Annotated in this window: 19 protein-coding genes; 8 read left to right on the top strand and 11 right to left on the bottom strand. The window is 52.8% G+C overall.

Annotated elements, in window-relative coordinates:
• Window position 1: 1 nt before the first annotated feature.
• The 3 genes from TH63_RS19870 to TH63_RS17565 are packed head-to-tail and all read right to left on the bottom strand — an operon-like array spanning window position 2 to window position 2,826.
• Window positions 2–1,810: a pseudouridine synthase gene (locus tag TH63_RS19870; protein ID WP_076606528.1), complete on the bottom strand. Its 1,809-nt coding sequence runs from the start codon at window positions 1,808–1,810 to the stop codon at window positions 2–4.
• 54 nt (window positions 1,811–1,864) lie between these two features.
• Window positions 1,865–2,428 carry an SMC-Scp complex subunit ScpB gene (gene scpB, locus TH63_RS17560; RefSeq protein ID WP_048922094.1) on the bottom strand — a complete coding sequence of 188 codons (564 nt, stop codon included), beginning with the start codon at window positions 2,426–2,428 and terminating at the stop codon, window positions 1,865–1,867.
• A 14-nt stretch (window positions 2,429–2,442) separates the two neighbouring features.
• Window positions 2,443–2,826, bottom strand: a complete 384-nt coding sequence (locus TH63_RS17565; protein ID WP_048922095.1) for a TraR/DksA family transcriptional regulator — start codon at window positions 2,824–2,826, stop codon at window positions 2,443–2,445.
• Window positions 2,827–3,446: 620 nt separating this feature from the next.
• Between TH63_RS17565 and TH63_RS17575 the strand changes: the two genes are divergently transcribed.
• On the top strand, window positions 3,447–3,974 hold the full coding sequence (locus TH63_RS17575; RefSeq protein ID WP_048922097.1) for a DUF3575 domain-containing protein: 528 nt from the start codon (window positions 3,447–3,449) through the stop codon (window positions 3,972–3,974).
• An 80-nt stretch (window positions 3,975–4,054) separates the two neighbouring features.
• Here the strand turns inward: TH63_RS17575 and ribH are convergent, their stop codons facing one another.
• The 3 genes from ribH to pdhA form a co-directional block, all read right to left on the bottom strand.
• Window positions 4,055–4,537 carry a 6,7-dimethyl-8-ribityllumazine synthase gene (gene ribH, locus TH63_RS17580; RefSeq protein WP_048922098.1) on the bottom strand — a complete coding sequence of 161 codons (483 nt, stop codon included), beginning with the start codon at window positions 4,535–4,537 and terminating at the stop codon, window positions 4,055–4,057.
• A gap of 165 nt (window positions 4,538–4,702) precedes the next feature.
• Entirely contained in the window at window positions 4,703–5,407 is a 705-nt protein-coding gene (locus TH63_RS17585; RefSeq protein WP_048922099.1) for a tetratricopeptide repeat protein, read from the bottom strand.
• A 96-nt stretch (window positions 5,408–5,503) separates the two neighbouring features.
• The gene (gene pdhA, locus TH63_RS17590) at window positions 5,504–6,550 is read right to left on the bottom strand and encodes a pyruvate dehydrogenase (acetyl-transferring) E1 component subunit alpha (RefSeq protein ID WP_048922100.1); all 1,047 of its coding nucleotides are present in this window, start codon (window positions 6,548–6,550) and stop codon (window positions 5,504–5,506) included.
• Between the two features lie 138 nt (window positions 6,551–6,688).
• On the opposite strand from pdhA, the gene recF reads away from it, so the two are divergent.
• The 5 genes from recF to TH63_RS17610 all read left to right on the top strand — a co-directional run bounded on the left by recF (window position 6,689) and on the right by TH63_RS17610 (window position 10,147).
• Window positions 6,689–7,804: a DNA replication/repair protein RecF gene (gene recF, locus TH63_RS17595; RefSeq protein WP_048922101.1), complete on the top strand. Its 1,116-nt coding sequence runs from the start codon at window positions 6,689–6,691 to the stop codon at window positions 7,802–7,804.
• A 26-nt stretch (window positions 7,805–7,830) separates the two neighbouring features.
• Window positions 7,831–8,139, top strand: coding sequence for a hypothetical protein (locus TH63_RS20420; RefSeq protein ID WP_156180692.1), 309 nt, complete (start codon window positions 7,831–7,833; stop codon window positions 8,137–8,139).
• Window positions 8,140–8,362: 223 nt separating this feature from the next.
• The gene (locus TH63_RS17600) at window positions 8,363–8,683 is read left to right on the top strand and encodes a DUF721 domain-containing protein (RefSeq protein WP_048922102.1); all 321 of its coding nucleotides are present in this window, start codon (window positions 8,363–8,365) and stop codon (window positions 8,681–8,683) included.
• An 87-nt stretch (window positions 8,684–8,770) separates the two neighbouring features.
• Entirely contained in the window at window positions 8,771–9,484 is a 714-nt protein-coding gene (locus TH63_RS17605; protein ID WP_076606529.1) for a DUF1003 domain-containing protein, read from the top strand.
• Window positions 9,485–9,571: 87 nt separating this feature from the next.
• Window positions 9,572–10,147 carry an acyl-CoA thioesterase gene (locus TH63_RS17610; protein ID WP_048922103.1) on the top strand — a complete coding sequence of 192 codons (576 nt, stop codon included), beginning with the start codon at window positions 9,572–9,574 and terminating at the stop codon, window positions 10,145–10,147.
• 116 nt (window positions 10,148–10,263) lie between these two features.
• Here TH63_RS17610 and TH63_RS17615 read toward each other — a convergent pair whose 3' ends face one another.
• The 5 genes from TH63_RS17615 to TH63_RS17635 all read right to left on the bottom strand — a co-directional run bounded on the left by TH63_RS17615 (window position 10,264) and on the right by TH63_RS17635 (window position 15,964).
• Window positions 10,264–10,956 (bottom strand): ABC transporter ATP-binding protein, encoded by a 693-nt coding sequence (locus TH63_RS17615; protein WP_048922949.1) that lies wholly within the window; start codon window positions 10,954–10,956, stop codon window positions 10,264–10,266.
• 109 nt (window positions 10,957–11,065) lie between these two features.
• On the bottom strand, window positions 11,066–12,553 hold the full coding sequence (locus TH63_RS17620; protein ID WP_048922104.1) for a DUF5687 family protein: 1,488 nt from the start codon (window positions 12,551–12,553) through the stop codon (window positions 11,066–11,068).
• Between the two features lie 247 nt (window positions 12,554–12,800).
• Window positions 12,801–13,439: a hypothetical protein gene (locus tag TH63_RS17625; protein WP_156180694.1), complete on the bottom strand. Its 639-nt coding sequence runs from the start codon at window positions 13,437–13,439 to the stop codon at window positions 12,801–12,803.
• Window positions 13,423–13,941: an RNA polymerase sigma factor gene (locus tag TH63_RS17630; RefSeq protein WP_048922106.1), complete on the bottom strand. Its 519-nt coding sequence runs from the start codon at window positions 13,939–13,941 to the stop codon at window positions 13,423–13,425. Before TH63_RS17630 ends, TH63_RS17625 begins: the two co-directional genes overlap by 17 nt.
• A 598-nt stretch (window positions 13,942–14,539) precedes the next feature.
• A complete protein-coding gene (locus TH63_RS17635; RefSeq protein ID WP_048922107.1) occupies window positions 14,540–15,964 on the bottom strand; it encodes a Glu/Leu/Phe/Val family dehydrogenase in 1,425 nt (474 codons plus the stop codon).
• A gap of 230 nt (window positions 15,965–16,194) precedes the next feature.
• Here TH63_RS17635 and TH63_RS17640 point away from each other — a divergent pair, with 230 nt between their 5' ends.
• Both TH63_RS17640 and TH63_RS17645 read left to right on the top strand, forming a co-directional pair.
• Window positions 16,195–17,574 carry a M20/M25/M40 family metallo-hydrolase gene (locus TH63_RS17640; RefSeq protein ID WP_082161779.1) on the top strand — a complete coding sequence of 460 codons (1,380 nt, stop codon included), beginning with the start codon at window positions 16,195–16,197 and terminating at the stop codon, window positions 17,572–17,574.
• Window positions 17,575–17,894: 320 nt separating this feature from the next.
• Window positions 17,895–20,213 carry a patatin-like phospholipase family protein gene (locus tag TH63_RS17645; protein WP_076606530.1) on the top strand — a complete coding sequence of 773 codons (2,319 nt, stop codon included), beginning with the start codon at window positions 17,895–17,897 and terminating at the stop codon, window positions 20,211–20,213.
• Window positions 20,214–20,463 lie beyond the last annotated feature (250 nt).

Below are 20,463 nucleotides of genomic sequence, written 5' to 3' on the forward strand. Positions count from 1 at the left end.
ATTACATAAAGTATTTCAGGCGCACCACTTCTTTTTCTGACAAGAAGCGCCAGTTGCCCCTAGGCAGGTCTTTTTTGGTAAGGCCGGCATATTGCACGCGGTCCAGGGTGACAACGTCATAGCCCAGGTGTTCAAAGATGCGGCGTACAATGCGGTTACGTCCAATGTGGATCTCCAGCCCCAGGAATTTGTTGCTGTCACCTAATAGGCCTAAGTCATCTACTATGGCTTTGCCGTCTTCCAGCTCCACCCCTTCCTGAATCTGCTTCAGGTGTTCCTGGGTGATAGGCTTGTCCAGCTCCACCTGGTAAATCTTAGAGACCTTGTTAGACGGGTGCGTCAGTTTCTGGGCCAGTTCGCCGTCATTGGTGAACAGCAACAGACCAGTGGTATTTCTGTCCAGACGGCCTACCGGGAACAAGCGCTCCTTAGAGGCATTCTTGATCAGATCCATGACAGTCTTGCGGCCTTCCGGGTCATCAGTAGTAGTCAGGAAGTCTTTGGGTTTGTTGAGGAGCACGTACACCGTTTTCTCCCGGCTAAGGGTTTTGCGGCCATATTGCACGGTATCAGAAGGCGCTACTTTATAGCCCATCTCGGTTACCACCTCTCCGTTTACCTTGATCTCACCGGCGGCAATAAGCTCATCGGCCTCACGGCGCGAACAAATACCGGCGTTGGCGATATAGCGGTTCAGACGCAGTTCATCACTGGCACCCTCTGGCTTTTTCTTCTTCTGGCGCTCTTCATAGCGTCTCAGGTTATAGGCCGGAGCCTCCTGGGTTTCTTCATCTGAACGGCCAAAACGGCCTTCCTTAAATCCTTTGCTGTCTCTGTCAGGGCGGTCAGAACGCTCTGGGCGGCTGTGGGCACGCTCCGGACGGTCATCACGGCGCTGGAATGAAGAGGAACGGTCCTCACGGCCACGGTTCTCACGCGGGGCGCTGCGGTCAAAAGGTCTGTCGCCTTCTCTGCGGGCCGGGCGTTCTCCGCTGGTTTCGTCTCTGTTTCCAGAAAACGGCCTGTTTTCGCGGGGAGCGTCACTGCGCCGGTCATCGCGGCGGTTAAAGCTGCCTCCTTCTCTGTCGCCGGTTCTTTCTCTGCGGTCATCGCCGCCGCGGCCTGCGCCACGGTCTGGGCGGTCAGAGGAGAAGCCTTCTTTTCTGAAACCACCCCGGTCGGGGCGGTCACCGCTACGGGCGCCACGGCTGTCTTCACGGCCGGCACCAAAAGCGGGACGGTCGCCAGAGCGGCGCTCGCCGCCACGGTCATCGCGGTTGCCAAAAGAACGGCGTTCGCCGCCTCTTTCCTCACCTCCGCGGGTTGGGCGGCTACCACCTTCACGGCGGTCCTGGTAAGAACCTCCGCTGCCGCGGCTATCTCTGCCTTCTGAAGGGTTAAAGCCGCCTTCTCTGGCCGGACGGTCAGAACGGTCTGGGCGGTCAGCGCCGCCACGGGGTCTGTCTGCACCACGGTCATTGCCGCGGTCTGGTCTTTCAAAGCCGCGGGCCGGACGGAAGTCGCCGCCTCGGCGGTCGTTTTCTCTTCTGGGAGCGCGCTCGCGGTCTTCGCGGCGGGTGTTTACTTCGCCGTCAGGCGCATCTTCGCGGCGTGGTCTTTCGGCACGGTCACCTGCGGGTCTGTCTGTATTTTCTGGTTTTCTTTCTCTGTTCCGGAAGCCGCCTTCACGGTCTCCGGGGGCAGGGCGGTCAAAGCGGGTGCCTCTGCCAAATACTTTTCTTTCGCCGCCGCGGGAGTTATCACGTGCGCGGTCGTTGCCTTCTTGAGGCGTATCTTCGTTTCTAGCCATGTTCTTGTGAAAATTGCAGTATCGCTACTGTATAAAAAGGATGTGATGGTATGCTTAAAGCGCAGCGGCTTCGCCGATGGTGTTTTCCTCCGGAGCCAGGTCACGGAGCTGAGGGAGGTCTTTGAGGTGATTCAGCCCGAAGTATTCCATGAACTTCTGGCTGGTGCCAAACAGGACCGGGCGGCCAATGGTGTTGGCTTTGCCCTTTATTTCCAGAAGGCCTTTGTCCAGCAAGCGCTGGATGGCGTAGTCACAGCTCACGCCTCTGATCTGCTCTACCTGGGAGCGGGTAATGGGTTGCTTGTAGGCAATAATGGCCAGGGTCTCCAGGGCGGAGGCCGATAGCTTCTTCTTGGATTTGTGCTTGAGCAGAATGCTTACCGAGTCCTGGTAAGCAGGTTTGGTGAGAAACTGATACCCACCTCCAATAGCGTAGATCTGAAATGCGAAAGCATCGGTGGAGAATTGAGTGTTTAACTCCTCAATTCCCTCCAATACATCACTTACGCTTACCTCCATGACCAAGGCCTCGGAAAGGCATTTCTGCAGTTCCTCAATAGACACCGGCGAAGTGGCGCAAAAAATCAGAGCCTGAAGGTGGTTCAGTAATAGGTTCAAATGGGTTCTCTTTATTAGTCGTTGCGGTTCATTTTGGCCTCAATAGTGTGCTGCGTGTGCGGCACGGCCTTTAAACGCTCCTTGGGGATCAGTTTCCCGGTTTTAATGCAAACGCCGTAGCTGCCGTTCTTGATCCGGATCAAAGCGTTCTCCAACTGCTGGATAAACTTCAACTGCCGGGAGGCCAATTGGTTCAGGCTTTCTTTTTCCTGAGTATCTGCTCCGTCTTCCAATACTTTAGAAGTTGAGGCGGTATTGTCTGTACCGGCGTCATTTCTACGGCTCAACGTTTCCTTTATAAAGCCAACCTCTTTGCGGGCGTTATTTAATTTCTCAATGATGATTTCCTGAAATTCGTTCAATTCCTCTTGGGAATACCGCTGTTTTTCTTCACTCATGGCTTTTTGGGTTCGTAACGGTTAAGCTATAGTTTGTTAGTATATAAGAACACTGAGCCGGCTCTATTTGGTTTCCTGAAGGCAAGATTCCAAACATTGTCTGCCTGTTTCAGGAAGACACCGGCTCCTTTTTTTTGCGCAAAAATACAGTTATTATTTCTTAAAACTATGCAGAGTATCAAAATGGTAGCCGAATTTTACTATTCCCTCCTGTAACAGGCTTCTTCCTTCCTCTTTTATGGCAGCAATAAAAATGCTCAGCTCCTTTACAGCAGCCGCTTCTCCACTTGGTCTCTCACCGTCCTCTCCCTTTATCGTGAGCTCTTCCTGAAGGCATTCCCCGGTTGTCCCTACCCAATATTTTTAGTCTAAGAGCGGTGGCTTTGACGGAATGGCAGAGCGGTTGTCTACAAAATCAGGTCCTTCCTCACTTAACATATTTAAATTCTATATATTTAAACAGCTCTTTCCCATGGGTGAGGCAGCGGGCTCTTTCTATCTGGAAACCTATTTTCTTTCAGAAGACAGTCACGCTAGTGGTGTATAGTGAAATCGCTCTCATCTACCGCAGTTGGGGCGGAGCGGTTTTTATAAAGTGCTACTTATTAACATGATTTGATATGAGAAAACTTTACTTCATAGCCGTGGTAGGCTGCTTTTTCCTGCTCCAACACACGGCCCAGTCGCAGAATCTGGTAAAGGCTAACTTGCTGGCCCCGCTTCTGCAGACAGGCTCTTTCTATTATGAGCGGGTCATTGATGATACTAAGAGCACCCAGCTGGGCGTGTTCTTCACCAAGTTTGAAGAGCTCTCAGGGTTTGGGGTGACCCCCGAGTTCAGGTTCTACCTTTCTGAAACCCCGGCGCCAGACGGGTTCTACGTGGCGCCCTTTCTGGGTTTTATGCGCTTTACCGTAGAAGACAATGAGTTTGAAAGTTACAAGGGCACCTCTACCAACTTTGGCGGCGGACTGGTAGCCGGTAGGCAATGGATCTTTAAAGACCGGGTTTCCTTTGATATTTTCCTGGGCCCTGAGTACACCGCCAGTAGTGTAAGCGTGGAGTCTGGGAACAAAGGTGACATAGAAGACGCCGCCTTTAGCGGTTGGATTGGCCGGGGCGGTATTAGCCTGGGTCTTAAGTTTTAGATAACTTGACCTTCAACAAGAAATGCCAGCCGCTTTAGAAGCGGCTGGCATTTCTTGTTTTATCTGTTTTTAAATATTGCTTAGTCCAGCCACTTGAGCATCTGGATGGCGGTAGCGGCTGCTTCCACGCCTTTGTTGCCGTGCTTGCCGCCGGCGCGGTCCCAGGCCTGCTGCTCGTCATTGGTGGTCACCAAGCCAAAGATTACCGGCTTGTTGAACTTCAGGCCTACCTGGGTGAGCCCGTGGGCCACTGCGTGGCAGATGTAGTCATCATGCTTGGTTTCGCCTTTGATCACTACACCCAGGGCGATGACGGCGTCAATCTCATTGCTCTGGGCCAGAAACTGCGACCCTAAGGTCAGCTCAAAGCTACCGGGCACGGTGTTGCGGTAAATGTTGTCTGGTTTGGCGCCGTGCTGTAGGAGCGTCTCATAAGCGCCCTTGCACAGGGCATCTGTGATTTCCTTGTTCCATTCTGCTACTACCAGACCAAATCTCTTTCCGGAGATGTCCGGCATACTATCTGAGTTATACTCACTGAGGTTCTTCAGGGCACTTGCCATTGAATTTCAACGTTTAAAAAAGAGGAATTGCTTTAGACCGGGCTGTTTTAGGCCTGTTTTGCCAAAAACGGCCCGGAAACGGTTCTACGCAAAATTGCATAAAAAAACGGAGCGGCTGCCATAAATTACTACAGCAGCCGCTCCGCGGGATTCTCTTTTCAGAAATTATTTCTTGGCCAGGCCTTCAGCGCGGGCTTTGTATTTCTTGGCGTCGTTTACCTCTGGGCTTACCGGATAGTCATTGATCACTTTCTCGTACACCTCCACGGCTTCTGCGTATTGGTTAGCCGACTCATAGGCCACAGCGGCTTTCATAAGGTACTGCGGCGAGAAGAAGTCATTGGCTTTGTGGTCGGCGGCTTTCTTGTAAAGGGCAGCCGCTTCCTCTTTCTTGCCCAGCTCCAGGTTGGCATCGCCTTGCAGGCTGTAGGCACGGGCCTGAAGCAACAAGTCATCAGACTTGAATTCCTCCAGGTAATCCAGGGCTTCCTGGTATTTGCCTTGCTTTAAAGATACCACGCCGGCGTAGAAGTTGGCTAGTTTACCAGCTTTGGTGCTGCCGTACTCATCTGCTACGGTTTTAAAGCCAGCGTTCTGGCCGTCACCGTTCATAGCTTTGTTCAGAGAATCAGCTTCTAGGTAATACTCGGCCTGGAACATGGCCGCCAGGGCCTCCTGATTTTTAGTCTGTTGGTTCTGGTAGTACAGGAACCCGCCCACCACAGCAGCCGCAATGGCCACAAACAGACCTATCAAAAGGTTTTTGTGACGTACCACAAATTCCTCTGACTGCACAAGGCGTTCGGCCAGCGCATCTGGATTCTCCACTAGCTCGAATTCGCTCTCGTGCTTCATTGTATTATTTGACATCAGTAAATATAAAAATATGATTAGCTGCTGGTTATGAGAAAAAGCCCTGCCCGCTGAACCCCATTTCAAGAGAGAGGGTTCCCGCGAGCGGGATTTTTAGTCCATCACGTAAGGATAGTTTTTCTCTACGTAAATGTCTGTGTATAATTCTTCTGGCGCCGGGTACGGAGACTTCTCTGCAAACTCTACAGATTCCTGCACCTGGGCTTTTATTTTGTTGTCTATGGCTTCCAGCTCCTGCTCGGTGGCATACTGGTTCTCCAGAATGGTGAACCGCACGCTCTCAATAGGATCCTGGTTGCGGTAGCTCTCCAACTCTTCTTTGGTACGGTACTTAGCCGGGTCAGACATGGAGTGGCCTTTGTAGCGGTACGTCCGGAACTCCAGGAAGGTAGGGCCTTCACCGGCGCGGGCACGCTCAGCGGCGCGGGCTACGGCATCATGCACGTCTTCACAGCGCATGGCGTTCACGGCCTCAGACGGCATGTCATAGGCCAGACCCAGTTTGTAGAGCTCGGTTACGTTAGAGGTACGCTGCACTGAGGTACCCATGGCATAACCGTTGTTCTCTACCACAAAGATGGCAGGCAGTTTCCAGAGCATGGCCATGTTAAAGGCCTCATGCAAAGCACCCTGGCGTACGGCGCCGTCACCCATGTAAGTGATGGACACGTTGCCGGTCTTGTTGTATTTCTCTGCGAAGGCTAAACCTGCACCCATAGGAACCTGCGCCCCTACAATACCGTGGCCGCCCACAAAATTCACCTCTTTGTCAAAAATGTGCATGGAACCGCCTTTGCCTTTAGAGCAACCGGTGGCTTTGGCGTACAGCTCGGCCATGACGGCGTTCGGCGAGGTGCCCAGCCCTAGCGGGTGCGCGTGGTCACGGTAGGCCGTGATCCATTTATCGTCTTTGGTAAGGGCGGTAATGGCACCGGCGGCACAGGCTTCCTGGCCAATGTAGAGGTGGCAAAAGCCTTTTATCTTCTGCTGGCCGTATAACTGACCGGCTTTCTCCTCAAATTTGCGCATGAGCTGCATCATCTCATACCAGCGCAGGTAAGTCTCTTTTGAAAATGCTGGGGCAGCGTTTACCTTTGCCTTTTTCGCATCTTTTGTCTTCGCTGCTTTCGTCTCCGCCATACTATTGGTTTGTTCGTAAGGGTTATTCAAGGAATATGGGAGCTTGCCTACACGCTAAATCTAGGTAGATTTAATGCCCGGTTGGCTCCGTAAGGTATTCTAACATGCGAAATTAAGTAAAAATCTTCAAACAAGTTCATGCTCCTCGAAAATCTACACCTTCTCCACTTCAAGAATTACGAGGAAGCCACCTTGCCTTTTTCAACGCACATCAATTGCTTTATAGGCGACAACGGCAGCGGCAAAACCAACCTGCTGGACGCCATCCATTACCTTTCGCTCACCAAAAGCGCGTTTACGGCCTCAGACCTGCAGAACATAAAGGAGGGCGAGGACTATTTTATAGTGCGGGGCCGGTTCAAAACCCAGGAGAAAGTGAGCGCGGTGCAGTGCTACCTCAAGGCGGGCCAAAAGAAGATCATCACGCTTAATAAGACGCCCTATGAGCGTGTGAGCGAGCACGTGGGCCAGTTCCCAGTGGTCTTGATTTCGCCCTATGACACCGACCTGATCAGGGAAGGCAGCGAGGAGCGCCGCAAGTTCTTTGACGCCCTCATGGCCCAGTTGGACCATTCTTACCTGGACCTGCTCATTCAGTACACCTACATTCTAAAGCAACGCAACTCCCTGCTCAAGCACTTCGCTGAGAAAAACTACATGGACCGCGAGTACCTGCAGGTGCTGGATGAGCAGCTCATGCCGCTGGGCACGGAGTTGAGCATCAGGCGGGCTGCGTTCCTGGAGACCTTTGAGCTGGTTTTCCAGCGCCACTACCACCACCTGTCTGATTCCTCTGAGGTAGTCACCCTGGATTACCAGAGCCAGTTGGTGCGGCAGAACTACGCTTACCTGCTGGACCAGAGCCAGCGCAAGGACCTGCTGCTGCAGCGCACTACCGTGGGCCCGCACAAAGACGACTTTGTGTTCTTGATGGATAACCGGAGTGTGAAGAACTTCGGGTCACAGGGGCAGCAGAAAAGCTATGTGATTGCGCTCAAGCTGGCCCAGTTTGAGGTGCTTTCCCTTCAAAAGGGCCAGAAACCGCTACTGCTCTTAGATGACATCTTTGACCGGCTGGACCAGAAACGGATCACCAAACTCATGCAACTGGTCGCGGATAACACCTTCGGGCAGATTTTTTTGACAGATACCCACTTGGAACGTACCGACAAGATCCTGCGCCCGCTCTCAGACAACATCCGGAGGTTCAGGATAGCTGAGGGCACGGCGGAGACGATTGATGATGAGGGGTAGTTGTTGGTTGGCATTCATTTGAAAGTATGAAATCAGTAGTTCTTATTGTTTCAATCTTCATCTTTTCCTCTTGTGAGTACAGAGAAGTAAAATACTCTGGTTTAAATGACTTAGTGGCAGGAGTTCAACAGGTCGTACTTTATGATAATGGTGAATTTTACTTAGTGCTTAGTCTTGGGGGAACAGAAGGAACCTATGAAATCAAAAATGACACTGTGCATCTTGTCTACACTGATAAACCTGAAAATTGGCCAGACAAACTATTAATAACTGACAACTACTTTATCACCATAAATAGCAACAGCTCAATAAAACCAATAAGAATCAGAAGGTAATTCGCCCTTGTTGGTGTTCTCACCAACAAGCACCTTAGCTATCCATTAAGTAAAACCCGTTTCAAGCCTGTTTTCCCAAAACCAGCCCCAAAACAGAAAGTGCATAACCCCGTTTATAAATGGGGATAACCTGGTGGGTAAATTCATTTGCCGCAAGACCGTTTGGCAGCCCGCAAATCACCTAACTTTGACCCATTCACAAGCCCATTAGACCCCACCTACCATGCGTCCGCTTAACCCCAGAAGTCCGTTTATGCGCAAAGCCGATACTATCTCCATCAAAGACAGTATTGATGCCATGCTGAAGGCGTATAAACTCAACGGAAAGCTGAGTGAGATGCAGTTGGTGAGTTCCTGGGAGAAGATCATGGGCAAGGCCATATCTATGAAAACTCAGGAGGTGTTTGTGCGCAACCGCAAGTTGTACGTGCGCCTAACCTCGGCCCCGCTCAAGCACGAGCTCAACATGGCCAAAGGAAAAGTCATGGCCCTGATTAACGCCGAAGTAGGCGAGCAAGTCATTGACGACGTGATCTTTCTGTAAATCTCCCCAAAATTCTGATACCGGTAAGGATTAGTTCGTTTTAGGCCGCTTTGCGTAAAAAAGGCTTAGAACCGGCCATAAATCCTTATGTCTACAGATCTCTCGCCATCTGAAGTTTGCCAGATCACGGGTAAGCGACTTCCGCTAAGCCAGCTCATGCCGGCCAACGCGGTTCGGGAGCCTTTGGTCAAGCTCATCTTGCGCGATCACCCCACCTGGAACCCCAACGGGTATATCTCTATGCAGGAACTCAACAAGTACCGCACTGCCTTTGTGGAAGATGTGCTGGAGGAGGAGTTCGGGAAACTGACCCAGTTGGAGAAAGAGGTGGTGACCAGCATCAGCCAGAATGAGCTGCTCTCCAAAAACCTGGAGACCGAGTACACCGGCCAGCTTTCTTTGGGCGAGCGCCTCGCTGATAAGATTGCCTCGTTTGGCGGGAGCTGGCGCTTCATCCTTCTTTTCCTGGGCTTTCTGGCCCTCTGGATGACGGTGAACGTGATCGCTTTCTTCGGGCGACCCTTTGACCCCTTCCCCTTTATTCTGCTCAACCTTATTTTGTCTTCCATTGCCGCCCTGCAGGCTCCGGTGATCATGATGAGCCAGAACCGCCAGGAAGAAAAAGACCGCCTGCGGGCCGAGCATGACTACCAGATCAACCTCAAAGCCGAACTGGAGATACGCCAGCTGCACGAGAAAATTGACCACCTGCTCATGCAACAGGGCCACCGCCTGTTTCAGATCCAGCAGATACAGATGGAGCTGCTCAATGAGATAAACGAGCGGCTGCAGAAAGAATAAGACCGGCGCCGCCGCCTGGCCCAAGGGCCGATGGTTGGGGAAGTTTCTGTTTTTGGCTTACTTTTAGCAAAACAGCGTCAAAACGCCATGCACCAACCCATCCCAGAACCAGAGCTTTTCCGGCCCGTCTCCCATTCCCGCACCACCCTCACCGAGCTGATGATCCCCAGCTACGCCAACTTCGGCGGTAAAATACACGGGGGCATTCTGCTCTCCCTCATGGACAAAGTAGCCTATGCCTGCGCCGCCAAGCACGCCGGCAATTACTGCGTGACGGTAACGGTAGACGGGGTGAATTTTCTGCAGCCCGTAGAGGTAGGCGAACTGGTCAGCCTCATGGCCTCCATCAATTATGTGGGGAACACCTCGCTGCTGGTAGGCATTAAGGTCATTGCCGAGAACGTGAAGTCAGGCACGGTTAAGCACACCAATACCTCTTACTTTACCATGGTGGCCAAGGGCGAAGACGACAAACCCACCAAAGTACCCGGCCTGCTCCTGGAAACCCCCGAAGACGCCCGCCGCTTTATTGAAGCCCTGCAGCGCAAAGAAATAAAAGCCCGCTCTGAGCAGGAGTTCAAAGAGATCAAGACCCACCTGGAGCTACGCCAGAACATTGCGGCTCTGGTAGGTCAGCGGTGCCAACTGGCCTTTGCACTATAAACCGTTTCGGGCCTGTTTTTTGAAAACAGGCCCGAAACGGAATTTGTCTAACAATAATCTTTAAGTGGATAATTCTAGGTGGCTGCCCATTTTTCCACAGCTTTACCCGTGGAAAACTAAACCGTAAAGTAACTTTCCAGCTGCTGAAGCGTGGTTTCGTCTGTTTTCATGTCTTCCACTATCTTCCCTTTCTCTAATAGCACAATGCGATCGCAGACTTCAATTACGTGGCTAAGGTCATGACTGGAAATAAACAGGGTCATGCCCTGGCGTTTTAGGTCTTTGAGCAGGTTCTTGAGGCGTATCTGCGAACTGGGGTCCAGGTTAGCGAAGGGTTCATCCAGGATGAGCAGCTCAGGGTCAGACATGACGGCGGCGGCCACCCCTACCTTTTTCTGGTTTCCCTTAGAGAAGTCTCTGATATACTTGCGCTGCCCCAGAATCTCGCCGTTGAAGAAATCGCTGAAGCGGTCCAGAAAGGCCTGGATATCGCCGGGCGTGAGGCCGTTCAGTTTGCCAATGAAGTTGAAGTACTCCTCGGGGGTAAGGTAGTCAATCAGGAAGCCTTCGTCCAGGTGCGAGCCGGTGTACTGTTTCCAGTCTTCGGTGGCGCGCACGTTCTCGCCTTTGCTGAATACCTCGCCTTTGGTGGGCCTGATCAAATCCAGAATCATCCGGAAGAAAGTGGTCTTGCCGGCGCCATTGTTGCCTACCAACCCTACGGTTTCGCCGGGCTGTACCACCAGGGCCGGAATATTCACTACCGTTACGCCGTTGTAGTTCTTTTGGAGGTCGCGTACTTCTATCATATGGTTATTTTTTAGACACAAGAACCAGGTGCCAAACACCATACCCTTATGTGGTTTTAACTTCTTTTACCTGTAGCCAACTAGCTACCTTTTACAATTTCCCTTATAGCTATATCTGCCGGTAGCCGGCGGCAATGGTGTATTTCTCCTGCTGGAAACGCTTTACTACCACGCCCAGCAACTGCTTATGAAACAGGAAACCCAGAAGACCCGCCACGGCTAGCGCCGCTATGCCCCACCAGGGGTTACCTAATAAGGAGAAGGCGAAATAAAGGAGGATGGGCAGTAACATGGCAGGCAGCATCATGATGAACTGTGAGGCCCCCACGCCCTGCCAATTGAAAGAGGCGCTTTTGCTCAGGTCAATCCGTTTCTTGTTGTAGGTGCTCAGGTACAGCACCACAAAGGTGTTAATGCCAATGTTGTACAGAAAGCAGGCCGTGTTTATCAACATGATCTTGCCGCCAGCAGCAGGCATTAAGCCGTACAACAGCGTCACCAGATAGGCCACGGTGCAGGCGGGCACAAACATCCAGAACTTGCCCAGATAGAACGTATAGGGGCTCAGGCGCTTGGTGAGCAGGGCATCAAAATGGGCACTTTGCCAGCCCGGCACAAACTGTCCGTAGCTCAGCATCATGAACCCCGTCATGAAAATGCCTGGGAAAATGAGCATGGCAAAGCCGTTTGTGTAGATTTTGTTAGTGTAAAAAAGGAAGCCGTACGCCATGAAGAGAACCGCCATGAGGATGGTGGATTTGGGCCGTTTATGGCGCATGATCAGCTTCAGCTCCAGTCCAATCAAAGTGCCTAACTCCCCAAACCGCTGCAGGAACCCAATCTCAGAGGAATCACCCACTTTAGCGGCTTTTCTAATGCGCATTTCCTCTGGGTACGTGTGTGCCACCAGGAACCGGTAGTTGAGCAGATACACGGCCACCAGCAGAACCAAGGGCACCAGTACCCATACCGCGTTGGTGCCTAAGGCATTGAAAAATGCCCCGGAGGCCGCTCCCAATGAGATATAACCCAGGTAATTAATGGCAGCCAAGGCCACTACGGCCAGCAGGAAACCACCCGTCACAAAGGGCTTTTCCACCAATTGGCGTTTGAAATACAGTGTTAAGTAGTTGTTGACCAGCGTGAGCAGGAAAAGGCCCGCCACCCAACTCCAGGCGCCACCCAGCCCGTATACCTCAGGCAACAGTTTCAGGGCGAAGGGAATGAACAACAGCAGCGGCAGGAAATTGAACAGGCTGGAGAGGGATTTCCAGAGCACAAAATGCACTAGCTTGCTTTTACCCACTGGCAGGTGCAGATACGGCTGAATGCCCAGCACCGGCAGTTCCTGCATCAGAAACCTGAAGCCCAGGTCAAAAAGGAAATAATAAAGCAGCACCCTGTTCACTAATTCCACCGGGTCCTCATCGGGCCAGCCGGCCTCCAGAATCTTGTCCAGGAACAGGCTGAGGAGCACCACATAGGACAGCAGCAGCAGTATGAAAAACCCCAGAACCAGGTTAATGGCCAGGTTCTTCTGCCACACCGATGACCGGGTGGATTCTTTCCATTGGTGCGAGAGCAGTAATCTGATCATAGGGCGCTTTATAGGAATCACTAATACCAGATTAGTAAGCGGCCTCAATTTTTTATTACAGCCTTTGCGCTATTTTATTTTCTGTTGCCTACCTGAAAACCTGCTTTTTACCGCCCTGGCCCATAAAAAAACGTCCCCTTTCCTACTCAGGAAAGGGGACGTTGGTGTTTTAAGCATGTTTTTTGTAAAACGGCCCTAAAACGCATTTGTCAATTGCAATGGCTTTCAGGAGCAGATGCTTTCAAGGCTAAGCGGCGGCTTCCAGGTTCTCCAGTTCGCCATAGGCCTGCTGCAGGGACTTAAGGTGATCCCCGAACATTTTCCTGATGTACCACTTCAAAAAGAAGTAGCCCAGCACCGCACCAATCACAAACCCTATCACCAGCCTAAGTCCCATCAAATCCCAGGGAAGGTGCGAGATGTTGATGCCCCGCGCCAGTTTCAGGTAGGCCAACTGCCCGGCAGCCAACCCGATGGGGGCCAGCAGCATATTGGTCCAGAAATACAGTCTGGTAAGCCCGGTGAGCATTTCTATGAGGTTCTTGAGCGTGGCCCTAAGGTTAGCCGTGGTCACGTTAAGGCTGCGCACATAGGTCAGGCGGGCCCAGAAATACGCCAAAAACGGCAGACACACCACCACTACCACCAGGCACAGCACCCTAAAGGCCAGGTCTCCGGAAGTAAAGATGGCCCCAGCCCCAAACAGAAGAATGGTCAGTACCTGCACCCCTAGCTCAAAGTAGATGTTCTGCTTCAGTTTGGTCACAGAATTCTCGGTACGGGCCTTTAACAGGACCGCTATCTGGTTTTCGGTGACCTTGTGCGCCGCCGCCGTCTGGGCGGCGTACGTCTGCCACACGTCTTTGAGGCTATCTAATTTCATCATACACCGGCGTTAACAACTTCTCTAGTTTGGCTTTTATTCTATTAAGCTTCACTCCCACATTAGACTTGGTGATACCGATAATCTCGGCCATCTCATCATAGGTTTTATCCTCTAAGTACAGCATGACAATGGCTTTCTCTACCTGAGAGAGTTGGTCAATGGCGGCGTAGAGGTACTTTATTTTCAATTCATACTCAGCGGAGGTATCCGGCGCGGCCGGAATCTGCAGGTCTGTCTCAGACAAGGACCCATGGTGCGGCCGTCGGCTTTCCTTCCGGAAACTGGAGACCGCCGTGTTCAGGGCCACCCGGTACATCCAAGTGCTTACTTTAGACTCGTGCTTAAACGTGGGATAGGACTTCCAAAGTTGCAGCACAATTTCCTGAAAGAGATCTTTCCGCTCCTCAGGGTCCCGGCAGTACATGCTGCACACCTTATGGATCAGGGCCTGATCCTGGGCAATGAGCTTAATGAATTCTGCACGAAGGGCCGGGTTCTCCACCGTTTTTAAGTTGGGGTTTGGGTATTAGTAGCCAAAGCCACGGGTAAATTACAATTTCCCGGGGAAAACTGCACGGGGAAAGGGGGTTTGGAGATACAGGTATGGGCGAGAATTATGCGTTTTGGGCCTGTCTTGCGGAAAACGGGCTAGAAACAGAGTTGATCTACAGAGGAGTGTCATCCCCCTACCCCCTTCAAAGGAGGACGAGGAAGAGGACTCAAGTGGTGGTTGGTGGCAGTAGTGGTTGTTGGTGAGAACACCAACAACGGCGGGCAGTATTGGGCATAGAAGAACAAAATATCAAAGAACGCTCTTTCGGATTTGCAATCCGGAAGTTACGAAAGGGGGATTTGTAATCCCCTTTGCGGCACCTTTCGAGTTTTAGTTATTTACCCACCATATGTGCTCTCCTGTGTAAACACCCCTCTGCGCTCCCCTCAAGGGGAGAGTCTGCGTTGTAGTAGGCACTATTGCGTTTTGAGGCTATTTATCGGGAAACGGCCTCAAAACGCAATTAATCAAAACCCCTCCCTCCCAAAACCAAGAAAGCCTTACCAGACACATCTGATAAGGCTTTCCTTCTAGCACTATTTTTCCCTTACGGAAAGATACCCAATGACTGGTAACTCACGCCTATCTTCTCAATAGCGGCATAAAAACCGGCGGTGCGCAGGTCTGTGATGCCTTTGATCTGGTGGGTGACTTCGCGCATTTCCTGGTAGGCGGTAATCATGGTGTCTTCCAGGCCGGAGTAGACAAGGTCCCGCTCATCGGCGCCGTGAATGATGAGGAGTTTTTCCTCGGCGCTAAGGCTTTTGCCGGTGGTTTTCTCAATGGTGTTCACCAGGCGTTTCAGGCTGGCTTCTTCGGCCCGCTTGCCCATACGCCCGAAGCGAACGTTAGACAGGTTCTTGAGCCACTCAAAGTAGGAAACCGTTACCCCGCCGGCGTTCAGGTACAAATCTGGGAGAATGATGACCCCGCGGGCGTGCAGAATGCGTTCGGCCTCCTGGGTGATAGGTCCGTTGGCGCCTTCGGCCACGATCTTGGCTTTCAGGCGCGGCGCGTTCTCCTCATGGATTACGTTCTCCAGGGCGGCCGGTAACAGCACATCACAGTCATACTCCAGCATTTCACTGGAATTAGGGATGAAGGCGCCTCCCTGGTACCCCTCAAAAGAGTTGTTTTCTTTGCGGTACTGGAAGATGCTGTCAATATCCAGCCCGTCTGGGTTAAAGATTCCGCCTTCCCGCTCAGCCACGCCAATGATGATGGCGCCATCGCCCTGTAGGAATTTACCGGCATGGTACCCCACGTTTCCTATCCCCTGGATAATGATACGCTTGCCAGCCACGCCGCTGGAAAGATTCAAAGGCTGCAATACCGCCCCGTCATGCAGGGCCTCGCGCAACCCGAAGAAGATGCCCAGACCGGTGGCCTCGGCGCGGCCCCTGATCCCGCCCTGGCCCACCGGTTTCCCGGTCACGCAGCCTAAGGCGTTGGTCTCGCCAAATTTGAAGGTATGGTAGGTATCGGCTATCCAGGCCATTTCACGGCTGCTGGTCCCGTAATCTGGGGCAGGCACGTCTACGGCCGGGCCGATGAGGTTCTTTTTGATCAACTCTGAGGCAAAGCGGCGGGTTACCCGTTCCAGCGTCTCTACGGAAGAGGTTCTGGGGTTTATCTTCACACCGCCCTTGGCGCCCCCGAAGGGCACGTCTACCACGGCGCATTTAAACGTCATCAGGCTGGCCAGGGCCACCACCTCATCTTCGTCTACGTGAATGCTATACCTGATCCCGCCCTTGGTGGGCAGTTTGTGTTGGCTGTGCTGGGCCCGTATTCCCTCAAACACCTGTACCTGCCCGTCCACCTCCACCGGAAAGTTTACCTTGTACACACTGTTGCAGATCTTGATCTGCGATAAAATGCCAGGATGAAGCTTGGAGTGTTGGGCGGCCTGGTCATAGTAGTAATGCACGCTGTCCAGGAACTCTCTTCCCGGGGAAATCTTTTGGCTCATAGTTTTCTACAGTTGGTGGTTACAGGGTACAACGTAGGGAGCCGCCGGTGCGTTGCTTAGGGGCCGGAATGTTCCACGGAGAACATTTGGGAAGTACCAGTTTTGGGCTACTTTCTGAAAAACACCCTTAAAACAGACTTCCTTCGGTTCCTACTCCTTTTTGGGTTTTACCAGATTAATGCAGAAATTACGGGATAGTTTGTAGTGCCTTATACCCATTCCCATCTAACATGACTTCTTTCTTTTCTTTGCCCCGCCTGGCCGCAATGGCCGCAGGGTTAGCATTATTTCCGCAGGTAACCCAGGCGCAAGCTATCATTAAGCAAGACCCTACCATCAAAGCCATGACCGAACAGGTGTCTGCCCAGGAACTGGAGCGCCTGGTGCGCGGCCTGGTCAGCTTTGAGACCCGCCACTCACTTAGCTCCGTCAAAGACAAAAAGAAAGGCATTGGCGCCGCCCGCAACTGGGCCGAGGCCGAGATGCAGAAAGCCGCCGCCACCTCGGGTGGGCGCATGACCGTGACCCAGGACAAATACCTGGTGAAGGCCGACGGCCGCCGCGTGAAAGAAGACGTGGAGTTTGCCAACGTGATGGCCACCCTCAAAGGCACCGACCCCAACGACGACCGCGTGTTCATTGTCAGCGGACACATTGACTCAAGAAATACAGACGTGATGGACGCCGTGGGCAAGGCACCCGGCGCGAATGATGATGGCTCTGGCACTGCGGCCGTGATTGAGCTGGCCCGCGTCATGGCCAAGCAGGCCTTCCCGGCCACCATCATTTTTGTGTGCGTACAGGGCGAAGAACAGGGTTTGATTGGAGCCCGTCATTTAGCGGAACGCGCCAAGAAAGAGAACTGGAACCTGGTGGCTATGCTCAACAATGACATGATCGGGAACTCGCTCTCAGATGAGACCGGCCTGGCAGACAACACCCGCGTGCGTATCTTCTCTGAAGGCGTACCAGCGCTGGAGACCCCAGAGATGACGGCCATGCGCAAAAGCACCGGCGGCGAGAACGACAGCCGCAGCCGCCAACTTGCCCGCTACATGAAAGAGATGGCCAACCGGTACGTGCCGCAACTAGAGGTAGTATTGAACTACCGCACCGACCGTTTCCTGCGGGGCGGGGACCACACTCCCTTCAGCCAGATGGGGTTCACGGCCATACGCGTCTGCGAGATGAACGAGAACTACCAGTACCAGCACCAGAACGTGCGCACCGAGAAAGGCATCGCCTACGGCGATTTTCCCGAGCACGTAGACTTTGAGTACATGCGCAAGAACACCGCCATGAACCTGGCCACGCTGGCCAACCTGGCCTCGGCACCCTACTCCCCGGAGAATGTGGGCGTGGTGACCAGCAACCTCACCAACAAAACCGAACTGAAGTGGGAGGCGCCGGCCAAGGGCAAAAAACCGGCCGGCTACTACATTCTCATGCGCGAAACATCCTCGCCTATGTGGGAAAAGAAAATCTACGTGGACGGCAACGCCACCACCACCATTCTGCCTTACTCCAAAGACAACTATTTCTTTGCCGTACAGGCCGTAGACGCGCAAGGTCATGAAAGCTTGCCGGTCATGCCTAAGCCGTTGAGGTAGATTCCGTTTTGGGCCCGTTTTCATGAAAACGGGCTTAAAACAGCCCGGTAAGATTGGCTTGCCGGGCTGTTTTAGATTTTAGGCCACCTATAATTCAACTTATCTCTCTTGCCAGGGCCGCAAATAGTGATTTTACAAGAGATAGTACCAACCTTTTGCGGCTTATACTAGTAAGTGCACCTAAGCAGCTTTGCCTTTGGCTTTTAGATAGAATACAAGCACTTTCTCCTTCCTTCAGAAGGCTTTCCTCCGTTACACGCTGAAAGAGAACAAAGCAAGGGCAAGAAGCCTACTTCTTCCAACATTTTTTCTGGTTTTATATGCATTCACTCTTATATGGTTTAAGGGTATTCCTGATTTTATTATTGCTGATGGCAGGCCAGAAAGTGGCCGGGCAAAAAGTGGGCCTGGTACTAAGCGGCGGCGGCGCCAAAGGATTGGCCCACGTGGGCGTCTTAAAGGTGCTGGAGCAAAACAACATTCCTATTGACTACATTGTGGGCACCAGTATGGGCTCAGTGGTAGGGGCCCTGTATGCCGCCGGCTACTCGCCCCAGGATATTGAGGACCTGGTGCTTTCGCCTAAGTTCCAGTACTGGGTTTCTGGCCGCCAGCTGGAAGACCATGCCTTCAACTTCTTCAGCCTGGACCCCTCCCCCGCGGCCCTGCGCCTGCCTGTCTCTCTAAAGAAGAATATTCAGGTACAGACCACCAGCGGACTGGTAAGCGATGTGAACCTCAACTATGCTTTGGCCTCTACCATGGCGGCGGGCGGTGCCATTGCCAATTATGACTTTGACAAGCTGTTTGTGCCCTTCCGGAGCCTTACGGCCGAGATCTTTACCCGGCAGCAGGTGATTCAGCGCAACGGCTCACTGGCAGACGCGGTGCGTAACTCCATGGCGGTGCCGCTGGCGTTCCGGCCTATCAGGCAGGCAGACGGGCGTTACCTGTTTGACGGGGGTCTGTTCAATAACTTCCCCACAGATGTGATGCGCTCAGAATTCAAACCCGATATCATTATTGGGGTGAACGTGGGCGATGTCTCCTACAAGAAATATCCCCATGAGAAGGATGACGAACTGCTGGGATCTTCGCTCATTTTCCTGAGCTTTGACGTGGCAGACACCCTAGCCGTGGGGCCTAACGGGGTTTTGATTCAGCCCGACCTGGAAGGCTTTGGCACCACCGCCTTTGACCGCGCCAAGGAACTCATTGACATTGGCGTGAAATCTACCCAGGAGAAACTGCCTTTGCTAAAGCAGCGCATCAAAAGGCAGGAAGACTCCGTGGCTTTGCAACAGAGACGGCAGGCCTTCACCAAAAAAGCCCCGGCGCCCAAGTTTACCAGCGTGAAGATCCAGGGCCTGGAGGCAAACCAGCATGACTACGTGCGCAGTTTCTTCCTGAAGAAAGGCGGCCATTATACCATCACTGACATAGAGGAAGGCTATTACCGCCTGGCGGCCAATGACTTCTTCAAGGGCATTTACCCCCGCATAAAATACTCTCCTGAGCAAGGAGGCTATGAACTGAGCCTGGATGCCCGCCAGAGCAACAACGCCACGGCAGAAGTAGGCGCCGTCTTCAGCACCCGCCCGGTAGACAACCTGTACGTGGGCCTGGAATACCGTTTCCTGAACCGCGTCTTGTACACCATTGGGGCCAACGCCAACATAGGCCGTTTCTACGCCGCCGGGCAATTCGGTTTCCGGGTGAATATGCCCAGCCCGCTGCCTTTCTACATTGAGCCGTCTGTGATGTACAGCTCCCTCAATTACCAGGACGTAAGCGATTTTCTGGACCGTGACGCCACCAGCACCCAAGTACGCCAACGCGATTTCAAGGTAGGCATGCAGGCCGGCATCAGCCATAATTTCAGGAGCCGGTTTGTGTTTGAGGGCGCCTGGTTCTCCAATGAAGACGAATATGCCAACAATATCAACGTTTCGTCAGATGACGTGCTTGATGAGACAGATTTCCAAGGGGTTACCGCCGCGCTGCGTTTTGAGCGCAACTCACTTAACCGCAAAATGTACTCTACTCGGGGCCACCGGGCGGTGCTGGGCGTACGCGGGGTCACCGGCGAAGAGCTCTATGACCCAGGTACCACCTCTCTGCTCACCGAAGGCCGCTCGGCCCGGCACCAGTGGCTGCAATTCTCGGCTACCTATGAAGGCTATTACCCTTCTAAGAATGACAAGAGCAGCTGGGGCTATTTTATTGAAGGCATGTTGAGTACCCAGGGCAGGTTCTCTAATTACCGGTCTACCCTTAACGTGGCGCCGGCTTTCTCGCCTTTGCCAGATTCCCGCACGCTGTTTCTGGATAAATACCGGGCCACCAGATACGCCGCCGTGGGCGGGCGCTTCTCCCGGAAGGTGCTGACCAAGTTTGAGTGGCGCACAGAGGCTTTCATGCACCTGATCCATGCGCCTTATGAAGAAGGCCCAGAGCAGCAAGCCCTGCGCGCCCAAGGCTTTGACCGTCCCCGCCTCACGGCCAGTACCGGCTTGATCTTCCAGCTGCCTATTGGCCCGGCAGCCCTCCAGGTGATCCATTATGACAATGACACCAACCGCTGGAATGTCTTCGGCCACGTGGGGTTCCTGCTGTACAGAGCACGCACGCTACAATAAATCGCAGCCATAGCCTTGGCTGTGCCAAATAAGAGAAGCTCCCGTTTTGGGGCCGTTTTACAGAAAACGGCTCCAAAACGGGAGCTTCTTTGTATGGTTGGATTAGTTTAGACCGAGGCGGCTGCCAGGTTGGAAAAGACTTTCAGCTCTAACACAGGTTTTCTTTTCCCTGGCGTTTTAGGCCCGGTTTTCAAAAAACAGGCTCAAAACACCTAATGCCTTTAAAGGATACTGCCTCTCCTAAAAGAGG

The sequence above is a fragment of the Rufibacter radiotolerans genome (genome assembly GCF_001078055.1).
Lineage (GTDB): Bacteria > Bacteroidota > Bacteroidia > Cytophagales > Hymenobacteraceae > Nibribacter > Nibribacter radiotolerans.